At 73.3% G+C, this 13,999-nt stretch carries 12 protein-coding genes and 1 riboswitch; of the genes, 7 read left to right on the top strand and 5 right to left on the bottom strand.

The window, feature by feature from the left end:
- Genes ybeY through AB0F13_RS20375 form a run of 3 tightly spaced genes read left to right on the top strand, consistent with a single transcriptional unit; the run spans position 1 to position 2,276 of the window.
- A complete protein-coding gene (gene ybeY / locus AB0F13_RS20365) occupies positions 1–498 on the top strand; it encodes an rRNA maturation RNase YbeY (protein ID WP_362083879.1) in 498 nt (165 codons plus the stop codon).
- Positions 495–1,805, top strand: a complete 1,311-nt coding sequence (locus AB0F13_RS20370) for a hemolysin family protein (protein ID WP_362083882.1) — start codon at positions 495–497, stop codon at positions 1,803–1,805. The genes ybeY and AB0F13_RS20370 overlap by 4 nt, the downstream gene beginning before the upstream one ends.
- 51 nt (positions 1,806–1,856) lie before the next feature.
- Positions 1,857–2,276 (top strand): DoxX family protein, encoded by a 420-nt coding sequence (locus AB0F13_RS20375; RefSeq protein WP_362083885.1) that lies wholly within the window; start codon positions 1,857–1,859, stop codon positions 2,274–2,276.
- A gap of 155 nt (positions 2,277–2,431) precedes the next feature.
- Here the strand turns inward: AB0F13_RS20375 and AB0F13_RS20380 are convergent, their stop codons facing one another.
- Together AB0F13_RS20380 and AB0F13_RS20385 are read right to left on the bottom strand one after the other, a co-directional pair.
- A complete protein-coding gene (locus AB0F13_RS20380) occupies positions 2,432–3,193 on the bottom strand; it encodes a CbtA family protein (RefSeq protein ID WP_362083888.1) in 762 nt (253 codons plus the stop codon).
- A 19-nt stretch (positions 3,194–3,212) separates the two neighbouring features.
- Positions 3,213–3,437, bottom strand: coding sequence for a CbtB-domain containing protein (locus tag AB0F13_RS20385; RefSeq protein WP_362083891.1), 225 nt, complete (start codon positions 3,435–3,437; stop codon positions 3,213–3,215).
- A 301-nt stretch (positions 3,438–3,738) separates the two neighbouring features.
- Between AB0F13_RS20385 and AB0F13_RS20390 the strand changes: the two genes are divergently transcribed.
- A complete protein-coding gene (locus AB0F13_RS20390; RefSeq protein WP_362083894.1) occupies positions 3,739–4,329 on the top strand; it encodes a histidine phosphatase family protein in 591 nt (196 codons plus the stop codon).
- 291 nt (positions 4,330–4,620) lie between these two features.
- Here AB0F13_RS20390 and metE read toward each other — a convergent pair whose 3' ends face one another.
- The 3 genes from metE to aceA form a co-directional block, all read right to left on the bottom strand.
- Positions 4,621–6,951, bottom strand: coding sequence for a 5-methyltetrahydropteroyltriglutamate--homocysteine S-methyltransferase (gene metE / locus AB0F13_RS20395; RefSeq protein WP_362083897.1), 2,331 nt, complete (start codon positions 6,949–6,951; stop codon positions 4,621–4,623).
- Between the two features lie 140 nt (positions 6,952–7,091).
- Positions 7,092–7,315, bottom strand: a riboswitch (cobalamin riboswitch).
- A gap of 56 nt (positions 7,316–7,371) precedes the next feature.
- Entirely contained in the window at positions 7,372–8,256 is an 885-nt protein-coding gene (locus AB0F13_RS20400) for a 3-hydroxybutyryl-CoA dehydrogenase (protein ID WP_362083900.1), read from the bottom strand.
- Entirely contained in the window at positions 8,253–9,539 is a 1,287-nt protein-coding gene (gene aceA, locus AB0F13_RS20405; protein WP_362083903.1) for an isocitrate lyase, read from the bottom strand. Before aceA ends, AB0F13_RS20400 begins: the two co-directional genes overlap by 4 nt.
- Before the next feature lie 268 nt (positions 9,540–9,807).
- Between aceA and AB0F13_RS20410 the strand changes: the two genes are divergently transcribed.
- From AB0F13_RS20410 to AB0F13_RS20420, 3 genes are all read left to right on the top strand, one after another.
- The gene (locus AB0F13_RS20410) at positions 9,808–11,202 is read left to right on the top strand and encodes a short-chain fatty acyl-CoA regulator family protein (RefSeq protein ID WP_362083906.1); all 1,395 of its coding nucleotides are present in this window, start codon (positions 9,808–9,810) and stop codon (positions 11,200–11,202) included.
- A gap of 114 nt (positions 11,203–11,316) precedes the next feature.
- Positions 11,317–12,435 carry an alpha/beta hydrolase-fold protein gene (locus AB0F13_RS20415; protein WP_362083909.1) on the top strand — a complete coding sequence of 373 codons (1,119 nt, stop codon included), beginning with the start codon at positions 11,317–11,319 and terminating at the stop codon, positions 12,433–12,435.
- A gap of 118 nt (positions 12,436–12,553) precedes the next feature.
- Positions 12,554–13,987: a serine/threonine-protein kinase gene (locus AB0F13_RS20420; protein ID WP_362083912.1), complete on the top strand. Its 1,434-nt coding sequence runs from the start codon at positions 12,554–12,556 to the stop codon at positions 13,985–13,987.
- Positions 13,988–13,999: the final 12 nt, after the last annotated feature.

Raw genomic sequence — 13,999 nt, forward strand, 5'->3', positions numbered from 1 at the left:
ATGGCAATCGACGTCAACAACGAATCCGGCACGGAGGCCGACGAGCAGGCGATCCTCGACGTCGCCCGCTACGCCCTCGCCCGGATGCGTATCCACCCGCTCTCCGAACTCTCGGTCATCGTCGTCGACGCCGAGGCCATGGAGCAGCTGCACATCCAGTGGATGGACCTGCCCGGTCCCACCGATGTGATGTCCTTCCCGATGGACGAGCTGCGTCCGCCGGCCAAGGACGACGACGAGCCGCCGCAGGGCCTCCTCGGCGACATCGTGCTGTGCCCGGAGGTCGCGAAGAAGCAGGGCGAGGAGGCGCCGACCGGGCACTCCATGGACGAGGAGCTCCAGCTCCTGACCGTCCACGGCGTCCTGCACCTCCTCGGCTACGACCACGAGGAGCCCGACGAGAAGGCCGAGATGTTCGGCCTCCAGGCGGCGATCATCGACGGCTGGCGCGCCGAGCGCGGCATCGAAGGGCCCTCCCCGGCGCCCACGTTCACGTGACCGGCCGGCTGATCGCCGCGGCGGTCCTGCTGCTCGTCGTCGCCTGGCTCGCCGCCTGCGCCGAGGCCGGCCTCGCCCGGACCACCCGGTTCCGGGCCGAGGAGGCCGTGCGGGCCGGGCGGCGCGGCAGCGCGCGGCTGATGGCCGTCGCCTCCGACCCCACCCGCTACCTCAACCTGGCGCTGCTGGTGCGCGTCGCCTGCGAGATGGCGGCGGGCGTCTTCGTCACCTATGTGTGCCTGGAGGAGTTCGACTCCACCTGGCAGGCGCTGACGGTCGCCGTCGGCGTGATGGTCCTCGTCTCGTACGTGGCCGTCGGCGTCTCGCCGCGTACCATCGGCCGCCAGCACCCGCTGAACACCGCCACCACGGCGGCGCACGTTCTCCTGCCGCTGGCCCGGATCATGGGCCCGGTGCCCCGGCTGCTGATCCTGCTGGGCAACGCCCTCACCCCCGGCAAGGGCTTCCGCATGGGCCCCTTCGCCTCCGAGGCGGAGCTGCGGGCCATGGTCGACCTGGCGGAGAAGGAGTCGCTGATCGAGGACGACGAGCGCCGCATGGTGCACTCCGTCTTCGAGCTCGGCGACACCCTCGTCCGCGAGGTGATGGTGCCGCGCACGGACCTCGTCGTCATAGAGCGCGGCAAGACGATCCGGCAGGCGCTCACCCTGGCCCTGCGCTCCGGCTTCTCCCGCATCCCGGTGACCGGCGAGAACGAGGACGACGTCGTGGGCGTCGTCTACCTCAAGGACCTCGTCCGCAAGACGCACATCAGCCGTGACGCCGAGTCCGAGCTGGTCTCGACGGCCATGCGGCCGGCCGTCTTCGTCCCCGACACCAAGAACGCGGGCGACCTGCTGCGCGAGATGCAGCAGCAGCGCAACCACTGCGCGGTCGTCATCGACGAGTACGGCGGCACGGCCGGCATCGTCACGATCGAGGACATCCTGGAGGAGATCGTCGGCGAGATCACCGACGAGTACGACCGTGAGCTGCCGCCCGTCGAGGAGCTCGGCGACGGCCGCTTCCGGGTCACGGCCCGCCTCGACATCGGTGACCTGGGCGAGCTGTACGGCCTGGAGGAGCTGGACGACGAGGATGTGGAGACCGTCGGCGGCCTGCTCGCCAAGTCGCTGGGCCGGGTGCCGATCGCCGGTGCGACGGCGGACGTGAAGCTCACGGAGCTGGGCAGGGACCCCGGCCTGACGGCGCTGCGGCTGACCGCGGAGGCGGCGTCGGGGCGGCGCAACCGCATCGTCACCGTGCTGGTCGAACCGGTACGCGCAGGGGACGGCCCGGCGGAGTGAACATCCCCTGTGCGGGGATTTCCTCCGGGGTGCTCCGGGAACGTACCGGAGGTGGCAGTTGTCAGAAGGGTCGCCCGTCCGCTGCTGGCCTCGGCGTTCGTCAGCAGCGGCCTGCGGACCGTCCAGCACCCCGAAGCGCTGGCCGGGACGGCCGCGCCCGTGGCCCTCGCCATCGCCGAGTGGGTGCCGGGCCTGCCGCGTGACGCGCGGGCGCTGGTGCGCCTGAACGGTGCGGTGCATCTCGGGGCCGGCTCGCTGCTGGCCCTGGGCATCCTGCCCCGCACCTGCGCCCTGGCCCTGGCGGTCAGTCTTGTGCCGACGACGCTGGCGGGGCACGCGTACTGGGCGGAGGAGGACCCGGGCAAGCGGATGCAGCACCGGGTCGCGTTTTTCAGCAACATGTCGATTCTGGGCGGGCTGCTGATCGCTGTCGCGGACCGGCCACGAAGAAGGCGGCGCCGATGCGGCTGAGGCTCTGGTCCTCAAACGCCGGACGGGCTGCTGCGCTGTCCTCAATCGCCGGACGGGCTGGCTGTGCTTGTGTCCTCAATCGCCGGACGGGCTGGAAATCCAGCCCGTCCGGCGTTTGAGGACCGGGGGTCCGGGGGCGGAGCCCCCGGTTACGGTCAGCCCGTCGGCGTGACCGCCACATCAGGCTCCCGCTCGCGCGCCGCCTTCGGCGCGATGAGCCGCTCGGCGAGCTCGCCGAAGACCAGCCCGAAGCCGGTCCACAGCACAAGCTGAATGGCGATTGCCGAGAGGCGGAACTGCCACAGCAGCGTCGCCGGAAAGCCCTCCGGCACATTGTCACCGGCGGGCAGGAACGCGTACGCGAGCCCGACCGCCACCACCAGCGCCGCGCCGGCCGCCACCGTGGCGTGCCAGTTGCCCAGCCGCGGAGCCAGCCGCTTGCCGAGGATGACCGCGCCGACGGCGAGCAGCACGCTGAGCGCGATCATCAGGAAGAACAGCGCGGTGCGCTGGTCGAGGGTGTCCGGGTCGCCCACCGCGGGCGGGTTGGCGGGGTACTTCAGGAACGGCACCAGGAAGACCGCCACGAACGCGCCGGTGGAGACCAGGGCCGCTGTGGCCCGCGGGCCGAACCGGCCGACGCGGCCGAGGGCCACACAGAACGCCAGCGCGGCGATGCCGCCCAGCGCGACGCCGTAGACCAGGACACCGGTGGCCAGACCGCCCGTGGCCTGCATCGTGCGGCTGACCAGTTCGACGCCGTCGCCGTGGTCGTGGCTGTGCGCCTCCTCGAACGCGATGGCCGAGTCCACGTGGGGCTCGCCCAGCAGATAGGCGGTGATCAGGGCCAGTACGCCGGTGGCGAGACCGGCCAGCATGCCCCGCACGAGGAGGGCTCTTACGGATACGGAGTTCACGAGCTCGTTCCCCTTGGTCTCAGTGGCAGGGGAAGCCGAGCAGATGACGGCCGTCGTGCACCCACTCGTGCACGTCCTCGCCGGCGATGAGCGCGGTGGCACCCTGCTCCGCCCCGACGAAGTAGAGGAGGACCAGCATCAGGATCCCCATGAAGACCGCCCAGGGGGCGATGGCCTTCAGAGAAATGGGGGCGACCTCCGGTAGGGCGGGGGTGCTCGATGCGGGGACAGCGGACTGGGCCATGGCGGAACCTCCTGGGGAACAACGCGTCCCGATCGTTGGTGCGGACGACGGTGCCGGGTCTGACTTCCTCCGCCGCCCCGGGTGCCCCGGGGTGGCCGTCAGGTACACAGTGGCGCGACCGTGCCGGATTCACACCGGCTTCCGAGCGCACCGTCGTCATGTACACGCGACCGTACCGCCTGCGGGATCACTGCGCTACGGGCGTACGGAGGCGCACCCCCCGCGCACGCCCCGCCCGATGCCCGTGGTCTGCTGGGCCCTTGGGCCCGCGCGCCCGCCTGGCCCGGAGGGGAGAAGGACCGTGACCGTGCGTGTGATGCTGATCTCACCCGCGCCGGGGCCCGCGCTGCGGGCCGCGCGCTTCGACGACGACGCGCCGCTGGACGAGGCGGCCGTGCGCCGGGCCGGCGAGGCGGCGGGTGCCCTGCCACGCGGTGCACGGGCCTTTTCCGCGCCGTCCCGGCGCTGCCTGCAGACGGCCGCCGCGCTGGGCCTGGACCCGGCCGCCGAGCCCGCGCTGCGCGATCTGGAGGCCGGCTGCTGGCGGGGCCGGTCGCTGGAGGAAGTGGCGGCCGGTGAACCGGAGGCGGTGGCGGCCTGGTTGGCGGATCCCGGGGCCGCGCCGCACGGCGGCGAGACCCTCCTCACCCTGATCGCCCGGGTGGGCGCCTGGCTGGAGGACCGGGTGAGCGGCGACGGCGGCCGGGTTCTGGCCGTGGCGGACCCCGCGGTGATCCGCGCCGCGGCCGTGCACGCGCTCGGGCTGCCACCCCAGGTGTTCTGGCGCCTGGACGTGCCCCCGCTGACCCTCACCGAACTCTCCGGTCGCGCCGGGCGGTGGAACCTGCGCTGCGGCCGACCGCTGACGGCGTCCGGGCCGCCGCTGGACTGACCGCGGAAGCCGCCGCGCCGGACCGGCCCCGCCGCCCCTCAGCAGCGATGCCGGCCGGCACGGCGGCAGCTCGATGACGACGACAAGGATGACTACGACGAGGATGACGACGGCAAGGCCGTAACGGCCCGACACGCACGCCCGCTCCGGCACCGCCGGACTCCCCGGCGGAGGTCGCTCCCCGCCGCGCGGCGGGAAGCGGGCGCCGCAACGCCCGCTTCCCGCCGCAGGGAAGGCAATCCAGCGCCGCAGCGCGCTTCCGCCCGGACCGGCGATCCGCCGCCCCGGCGGCTACCCGCGCCCGTCGAGCTCCGCGCGGACGCGGCGGGCGGCCTCGACCAGGTGTTCCAGGGAGTCGCGTACCTCCGGCCAGCCGCGGGTCTTCAGGCCGCAGTCCGGGTTGGCCCACAGCCGCTCCGCCGGAATGGCCGCGAGGCCCTTGCGCAGCAGTGCGGCGATCTCCTCCGTGCCCGGCACGCGCGGCGAGTGGATGTCGTAGACGCCCGGACCGACCGCGTGCGCGTAGCCGGCCGTGGCGAGTTCGCCCGCGACCTGCATGCGGGAGCGGGCGGCCTCCAGGCTGATGACGTCGGCGTCCAGGTCCTCGATCGCGGCGATGATGTCGCCGAACTCCGCGTAGCACATGTGCGTGTGGATCTGGGTGTCCGCCCGCACCCCGCCCGTGGTGAGCCGGAACGCCTCGGTGGCCCAGGACAGGTACTCCGCCCGGTCCGCCGTCCGCAGCGGGAGCGTCTCGCGCAGTGCGGGCTCGTCGACCTGGATGACGGCGGTGCCCGCGGCCTCCAGGTCGGTGACCTCGTCGCGCAGGGCCAGGGCGACCTGGCGGGCGGTGGCGGCGAGTGGCTGGTCGTCGCGGACGAAGGACCAGGCGAGCATGGTGACGGGACCGGTGAGCATGCCCTTGACGGGGCGTTCGGTGTGGGACTGGGCGTAGGTGGTCCAGGCCACGGTCATCGGCTCGGGGCGGGAGATGTCACCGGCGAGGATCGGCGGGCGGACGTAGCGGGTGCCGTAGGACTGCACCCAGCCGTGCTGGGTGGCCAGGTAGCCGGTCAGCTGCTCGGCGAAGTACTGCACCATGTCGTTGCGTTCGGGCTCGCCGTGGACGAGGACGTCCAGACCGGCCTTCTCCTGGAAGGCCAGGACCTCGCGGATCTCGGCCGCGATGCGCTCGTCGTAGGCCGTGGCGTCGATGCGCCCGGCCCGCAGGCCGGCGCGGGCGGCGCGCAGTTCGGGGGTCTGCGGGAACGAGCCGATGGTGGTGGTGGGAAGCAGCGGCAGGCCGAGCCGGGCCCGCTGGGCGGCGGCGCGCTCGGCGTACGGCTGCGGGCGGCGGGTGCCGGCGGCGGTGACGGCCTCGGCGCGGGCCCGCACGGCCGGGTCGTGGGTGAGGGCGGAAGCGGCGCGCGAGGCCCGGGCGGAGCGGTTCGCGGCGAGCTGCGGGGCGATGGTGTCGACGCCCTGGTCGAGGCCGCGGGCCAGGGTGACCGTCTCGTCGGCCTTCTGCCGGGCGAAGGCCAGCCAGCGGGCGACCTGCGGGTCGATGTCGCGTTCGGCGGTGGCGTCGAGGGGGACGTGCAGCAGGGAGCAGGAGGGCGCGACGTCCACCCGGTCGGCGAGGCCGAGGAGGGTGGCGAGGGTGGACAGGGACTGTTCGAGGTCGTTGATCCATACGTTGCGTCCGTCGACCACGCCCGCGACCAGGCGCTTGCCGGGCAGGCCGCCGGCGGCCGCGAGGGCGTCGAGGTTGGCGGCCGCGGGCCCGGTGAAGTCCAGGGCCAGGCCTTCGACGGGAGACTTCGCGAGGACGGGCAGGGCGTCGCCCAGGCGGTCGAAATAGGTGGCCGCCAGCAGCTTGGGGCGGTCGGTGCGGGCGCCCAGTTCCCGGTAGGCGCGGGCGGCGGCGTTCAGGACGGCCGGGGGCTGGTCCTGCACCAGGGCGGGCTCGTCCAGCTGGACCCACTCGGCGCCGGCCGCCCGCAGGTCCGCGAGGACCTCGGCGTACACGGGCAGGAGCCGGTCGAGGAGGGTGAGCGGCTGGAAGCCGGGCGGGGCGCCGGGCCCCGGCTTGGCCAGCAGCAGGTAGGTGACGGGTCCGAGAAGCACGGGCCGGGCGGTGTGGCCGAGCGCGAGGGCCTCGTGCAGTTCGCCGGTCTGCTTGGCGGAGTCGGCGGTGAAGGCGGTGTCCGGGCCCAGTTCCGGTACGAGGTAGTGGTAGTTGGTGTCGAACCACTTCGTCATCTCCAGCGGCGGGAGCTGCTGGGTGCCCCGGGCCATGGCGAAGTAGCCGTCCAGGGGGTCGGCTTCGACGGCGGCGCGGTAGCGCTCCGGAATGGCGCCCACCATGACGGTGGTGTCCAGGACGTGGTCGTAGAGCGAGAAGTCGCCGGTGGGGAGCTCGTGGACGCCGGCCTCGGCGAGCCGGCTCCATGCGTCGCGGCGCAGCGCGGCGGCGGTGGTCCGCAGGGCGTCGGCTCCGACGCGGCCGGCCCAGTAGCCCTCGACGGCCTTCTTCAGTTCGCGGCCGGGCCCCTGCCGGGGGTAGCCATGGACGGTGGCCCGGGTGCGGGCGGCGGTGCGGTGGGTGGAAGGTGTTGCCACGGAACTCTCCTTCGCGAGTCGCGGTGGGATCGCGGCGGGGCCCGGGTGCGAAGGAACGGCAGGTCACCGGGTGGAGCATGCCGGGGCATGCCGTGCCCGTACCGCCGGCCCGCCCTCGGGGCCACCGAGATCGCCGCATGCGGGTGCATGCGGGCAGCGGCAGGTATTCGGACTCGCGGGCGCGCCGCGCCCGTCAAGGGCACGTCATCTACTGGCCGTCGCTTCCCGGGCCGCTGGTGGCCCAGTGCGTCTGACGGCGGTCGTTCCCGCTCACCGCTGCGGGGCAGTCCCGGATTCCCACCGGGTTCCCTCTTGCGACGCGCCCGCCTGGATGGCGGGGCGAACCGGCTGCGTCTTCACCCTAGACGCAGTCGGCCGCCCGCCGACAGGCCTTGCCCGGACAGGTTCGATCTTGGGTGTTCATCCGGTGGGGTACGGGTGGAAGCCGCGCCCGCTCTTGCGGCCCAGCAGCCCGGCGTCGACCATGCGGCGCAGCAGCGGCGGCGGGGCGTACAAGGGTTCGCGGAACTCCTCGTACAGCGACTCCGCGATCGCCGCGACCGTGTCGAGGCCGATGAGGTCGGCCAGGGCGAGCGGTCCCATGGGGTGGGCGCAGCCCCGTTCCATGCCGGCGTCGATGTCGTGTGCGGTGGCGAAGCCGGACTCGGCCATGCGCACGGCGGCGAGCAGGTAGGGAACCAGCAGCGCGTTGACGACGAAGCCCGCGCGGTCCTTGGAACGGATCACGTCGCGGCCCAGGACGGTGGTGGCGAACTCCTCGGCCGTGCGCAGGGTTTCGGCCCCGGTGTGCAGGGAGGCAACCACCTCGACGAGCGGCATCACGGGCACGGGGTTGAAGAAGTGCAGTCCGACGACACGGTCGGCGCGGGTGGTCGCCATGCCGAGCCGCATGACGGGGATGGAGGAGGTGTTGGTGGCCAGGACGGCCCCCGGATCCTCGACGATCTTGTCGAGGGCGGCGAAGACCTCGCTCTTGATTCCGGCGTCCTCCACCACGGCCTCGATGACGAGCTGGCGGTCGGCGAGCTCGTCGAGGGTGCCGGTGAAGGCGAGCCGGGCCAGGGCGTCGTCGCGTTCGGCCGCGGTCGCCCTGCCCCGGCGGACGGCGTGGTCGAGGGAGCGGACGATCCGCTCGCGGGCGGCATGGGCGGCGGGGGCGTCGGCTTCGCAGACGAGGGTGTCGAGTCCGGCGCGGGCGCAGGCCTCGGCGATGCCGGCGCCCATCCGGCCGCCGCCGACGACGCCGACGCGTCGTATCGCGGTGCCGCTCACTGTGCCGTTCAAAACTGCTCCTCCTCGGTGGAGCCGCGCAGGGCGAGGGTCTCGGCCGCCGGGTTGAGCGCGGTGCTGACCAGGTCGAAGTAGCCCGTGCCGACCTCGCGCTGGTGCTTGACGGCGGTGAAGCCGTGCCGCTGGTCGGCGAACTCGCGTTCCTGCAGGTCGACGTAGGCGGTCATGCCGTGCTCGGCGTAGCCGCGGGCCAGGTCGAACATGGCGTGGTTGAGGGAGTGGAAGCCGGCCAGGGTGATGAACTGGAAGCGGTAGCCCATCGCGCCCAGCTCGCGCTGGAACTTGGCGATCCGGTCGTCGTCGAGGGCGGCCCGCCAGTTGAAGGAGGGCGAGCAGTTGTAGGCGAGCAGCTGATCGGGGTACTCGGCGTGGACGGCCTCGGCGAACTCCCGGGCCTGTGCGAGGTCCGGGGTGCCGGTCTCCATCCACAGCAGGTCGGCGTGGGGGGCGTAGGCGAGGCCGCGGGCGATGACGGGGGCCATGCCGGGCTCGACGCGGTAGAAGCCCTCGGCGGTGCGGTCGCCGGTGCAAAAGCGCGCGTCGCGCTCGTCGACGTCGCTGGTGAGGAGGTTGGCGGCGAGGGCGTCGGTACGGGCCACGATCACGGTCGGCACGTCGGCGATGTCGGCGGCCAGGCGGGCGGCGTTGAGGGTGCGGATGTGCTGGGCGGTGGGGACGAGGACCTTGCCGCCGAGGTGGCCGCACTTCTTCTCGGAGGCGAGCTGGTCCTCGTAGTGGATGCCCGCGGCACCGGCCGCGATCATCGCCTTGGTGAGCTCGAAGGCGTTGAGCGGGCCGCCGAACCCGGCCTCGGCGTCGGCGACGACGGGGGCGAGCCAGTCGGTGGTGTCGCCGCCCTCGGCGGTGGCGATCTGGTCGGCGCGCAGTAGGGCGTTGTTGATCCGGCGCACCACGGTGGGCACGGAGTTCGCCGGGTACAGGCTCTGGTCGGGGTAGGTGTGCCCGGCCTGGTTGGCGTCGGCCGCGACCTGCCAGCCGGAGAGGTAGATCGCCTGCAGTCCGGCCTTGACCATCTGGACGGCCTGGCCGCCGGTGAGGGCGCCGAGCGCGTGGACGTAATCCAGTTCGTGGAGTTGGCGCCAGAGCCGTTCGGCGCCGCGCCGGGCCAGCGTGTGCTCTTCGCGGACGCTGCCGGACAGCCGGACGACGTGCTCGGCGCCGTAGGTGCGCTCGACGCCGCGCCAGCGGTCCTCCGTCGCCCACCGGTGGGCCAGCGTTTCGGCGGCGGTGCGCGATTGCGGGTTCGTCCCTGTCATGGCCGCTCCTGGGGGGAGTTGGGGATGTGCCGTCTCGTGCGAAGTGTGCGAACGGTGCGGTGCGGCCGGCCCGGGCCCGGTTCCCGGGTGCGCGGAGAGAGGCCCGTACCGGGCCCGTACCGGCCGCGAAGTCGACTCTCGCACCGTGGTGACGGCCGGTCGACCGTGGACCGGTGCCGATTTCAGTGAATGTTTTCGCGCTGCTTTGCCAAGCTTGCGAAGGCGGGTAGGCTCGCCGGACTCCGGCCGAAGGGGAGGTGGGTGGGCGGTGAGCAAGACCTACGCCGGTGCCCGGTTACGGCGGCTGCGCGAGGAGCGCCGGCTCACCCAGGCCGAGCTGGCCCGCCAACTGGCCATCTCACCCAGCTATCTGAACCAGATGGAGCACGACGCGCGGCCCCTGACCGTGCCCGTACTGCTGCGCCTGACGGAGGCGTTCGGGGTGGACCCCGGGTTCTTCTCCGCACGGGACACCACCCGGCTGCTGGCGGATCTGCGCGAGGCCCTGGCCGACGCCCCGGCGAGCACGGCCGTCCCGCCCGCGGAGCTGGCCGAGCTCGCCGAGCGGCTGCCCTCCGTGGCGCGTGTGCTGCTCGATCTCGACCGCCGCAACCGGGCGCTCACCGAGCGGATCGCCGAGCTCGCCGGGGACCGCGAGTCCGCCCCGGCCGCGGGCCGCACCCCGCACGAGGAGGTGCGGGAGTTCTTCTACCGGCGCCGCAACTACCTGCACGAGCTGGACGCCGCCGCGGAGCGGCTGGCCGGCGGGATGGGGCTGCGGCGCGGCGAGGTCCGCGAGGCGCTGGCCGCCCGGCTCGCCGACCGGCACGGCGTGCGGCTGGTACCCGACGCCGAGCAGCTGCACCGCTACGACCCGGCCGCCCGGGTCCTGCACTACTCGCCGCGGCTGCGCCCGGGGCAGCAGGCCTTCCGCATGGCCACCCAGCTGGCGCTGCTGGAGTACGGGCAGGAGCTGTCCCGGTATGCGGCCGAGGACTTCGCGGCGGGCTCCCCCGCCTGGGCGCAGGCCCGGATCGGCATCGCCAACTACTTCGCCGCCGCGCTCGTCCTGCCGTACCGCGTCTTCCACGCGGCCGCCGAGGAGATGCGTTACGACATCGAGCGGCTCGCCGACCACTTCGGCGTCGGCTACGAGACGGTGTGCCACCGGCTGTCCACGCTGCAGCGGCCGGGCGCCCGCGGGGTGCCGTTCTCGTTCGTCCGCGTCGACCGGGCCGGCAACCTGTCCAAGCGGCAGTCGGCGACCGGCTTCCACTTCTCCCGCAGCGGGGGGACGTGCCCGCTGTGGAACGTCTACGAGGCCTTCGCCTCCCCGGGGCGCGTGCAGGTGCAGGTGGCGGCCATGCCGGACGGGCAGCGGTACTTGTGGACGGCCCGTACCGTCACCCGCTACCGGGGCGGGTGGAAGGAGCCCGGCAAGACCTTCGCCGTCGGCCTGGGGTGCGAGATCCGGCACGCGGGCCGGCTGGTCTACTCCGCCGGCCTCGACCTGGGCAACGCCTCCGCCGCCACCCCGATCGGCATGGGCTGCAAGGTCTGTGAACGCCTGGACTGCCCGCAGCGGGCCGTGCCGCCGCTGGGGCGGCGGCTGGCCGTCGACGAAAACCGCACGACCTTCGTGCCCTACCCGGTCGAACCCTGACAGCGTCGGCCGGCACCCAGCCACCATAAGCCGAAATAACCCCAAAACAGGCAACCTCATCCGGGCGTAAACCCTCTTTCTCAGCAGAACCCCCTGCGAAGAGGAGCGACAACCGTGGGCCTCACGTCCCAGACCTTCCTGCTGGTCCTGGTGGCCATCGCCGTCGCGGTGACCGCCCTCGTGCTGTGGCTGTGGCCGCGGGCCGCGAAGAAGGGGCCTTGGGCGCTCGCCTCCCGGCTCGGCCTGCTCGTCGTCGCACAGGCCGGCATCCTGTCGGTGCTGCTCGTCGCGGCGAACAACGAGTTCGGTTTCTACTCCACCTGGAACGAGCTCCTCGGCCGCGCCTCCGGCAAGCAGGCGCTGCAGCCGGGCACGGAGGGCGGCAAGCGGCCGCCCGCCCTCGTGGTCAAGGGCCAGGAGTCCGTCGGCCTGGGGCCGAAGGAGAAGGCCGGGCGGGTCGACAGGATAGAGATCCGCGGCCCGGTCAGCGGGCTGAGCATGGACGGCTACGCCTACCTGCCGCCGCAGTACTTCCAGAAGGGGCACGAGAAGGACCGGTTCCCCGTGATCGTGGCGATCACCGGGCAGCCCGGCACCTCCAAGAACCTCATCACCCAGATCAAGGTCCCCCAGGCGGCCTCCGCCGCCGTCACGGCCAAGCAGATCAGACCGACGATCGTCCTCATGGTGCGCCCGTCGGTGGTGGCGGACCGCGACACCAACTGCACCGACGTGCCGGGCGGCCCACAGGCGCTGACGTTCTTCAACCAGGACCTGCCGGTCGCCGTCAACGACCAGTACCGCGCGGACAACTCCCGCGGCGCCTGGGGCGCGGTGGGCAACTCCACCGGCGGGTACTGCGCATTGAAGGCGGCCATGACCAACCCGGCCCGGTACGGCGCCGCCGCCGGGCTGTCGGCCGACCTCTTCGCGCGCCAGGACCACACCACCGGTGACCTCTACGCGGGCAACAAGCAGATCAGGAACGAGTCCGATCTGATCTGGCGCCTGGAGCACATGCCCCCGCCGCCGGCGTCCCTGCTCCTGGCTGCCAGCCGGAAGGGCGAGGAGAAATACTACGAACCCATGCTGAAGTTCGCCGGCAAGGCCAAGGCGCCGACCAAGGTCGACAAGCTGGTCCGCGAGGAGGGCGGCCACAACTTCCGGACCTGGCGCGAGGAGTACCCCGCGGTGCTGCGCTGGCTCGACAAGGAGCTGATCGCCCGCAGCTGAGGCACACACGGCCTTCACTCCCGGCCGGGAACGGTATCGGCCACGGCCGCGTCCCAGCCAGTGTGGCCCGAATGCGCACGGCTCGGTACGCCGTACGCAGGGGGAGGGGGCGTACGGCATGAACGGCGTGGACGGGATGAACACCGAGCGGCGCAGGCCGCTGCTGGCCGGTCGGTACCGGCTCATGGAACAGCTGGGCCAGGGCGGCATGGGCGTGGTCTGGCTCGCCATGGACGAGGTGCTCGACCGGGAGGTCGCGGCCAAGGAGGTGCGGGCGCCGGAGCGCATGAGCGACGAGGACGTCCGGGTCCTGTACGCGCGCCTGAAGCAGGAGGCACGGGCGGCCGCGCGGGTCGCCCACCCCAACGTCATCACGGTGCACGACGTGGTCGAGCAGCAGGGCCGCCCCTGGATCGTCATGGAGCTGGTGCGTGGCCAGGCGCTCGACGACGTGCTCCGGCAGGAGGGTGTGCTCCAGCTCAAGGAGGCCGCCCGGATCGGAACCCAGGTCCTGCGGGCCCTGCGCGCGGCTCACGCCGTCGGGGTACTGCACCGCGACGTCAAGCCGGCGAACGTCCTGCTGGAGGCCGGGGGCCGGGTCGTGCTCACCGACTTCGGCATCGCCGTGGTCGAAGGGGCCGGCACCCTGACGCGCACCGGCGACCTGGTCGGCTCCGCCGAGTACCTGGCCCCCGAGCGCGCCACGGGCAGGCGCCCCGGCATCCCCTCGGACCTGTGGTCGCTGGGGACCCTGCTGTACGTGGCGGTCGAGGGGGTCTCCCCGTTCCGGCGCGGCGACGCGCTCAGCACCCTGCGGGCCGTCGTCGACGACGAGCCCGCTCCGCCCCGGCGGGCCGGACCGCTGGCACCGCTGCTGGAGGGCCTGCTGCGCAAGGACCCGGAGGCCCGCATGGGCTCTGCCGAGGCGGAGCAGCTGCTCGACGCGGTGGCGAGCGGCAGGCTCACCGAGGAGCCGCCGGGGTACGTCCGCACCGCCCTCGACGAGCGGGTGCGCAGCGCGGGCCACGGCGCGGGGCCCGTGACGGTACCGGACACGCCCACGCCCGTGCCGGACCCGCCGACGCCGGTGTCCTCGTTCTCGCTCCTGCCTCCCCCGCGGGGCCCCGGTTCCGCCGCGGGGCCGCATGCGGGCGGTGTGCGGGCCGGGCTGCAGCAGGGCGGTTCGCCGACGCCCCAGGTCGCACGGTTCCCGGGGACGCCGTCGCCCGTCGGGTACCCGCTGCTCCCGGTGCCCGGCCCGGCGCCGGCGCCGCGGCGGGCGGTGTGGATCGTGACGGCCGTGGTGGCGCTTCTGCTGCTGGTGGGGGGCGTCGCCGTACTGATCTCCCTGCGTGAGGACGGCGGGTCCGGGTCCGGCGGGCCCGGGGACGCTCCCACGGCGACCGCCGAGCAGACGGACGGCACTTCGGAGCCGGAGACCCCGGAGCCCACCACCGGACCGACGGGGGACTACACCACCGCTCCCGCGCCGCCACCGCCGACCCCGGCGGAGAGCCCGGGCAAAACCTGCAACGGAGGCTGGGTGTGCTAGCGAAAGCGAAGT

Source organism: Streptomyces sp. NPDC026206 (assembly GCF_040638465.1).
In the GTDB taxonomy this organism is placed as follows: Bacteria; Actinomycetota; Actinomycetes; order Streptomycetales; family Streptomycetaceae; genus Streptomyces.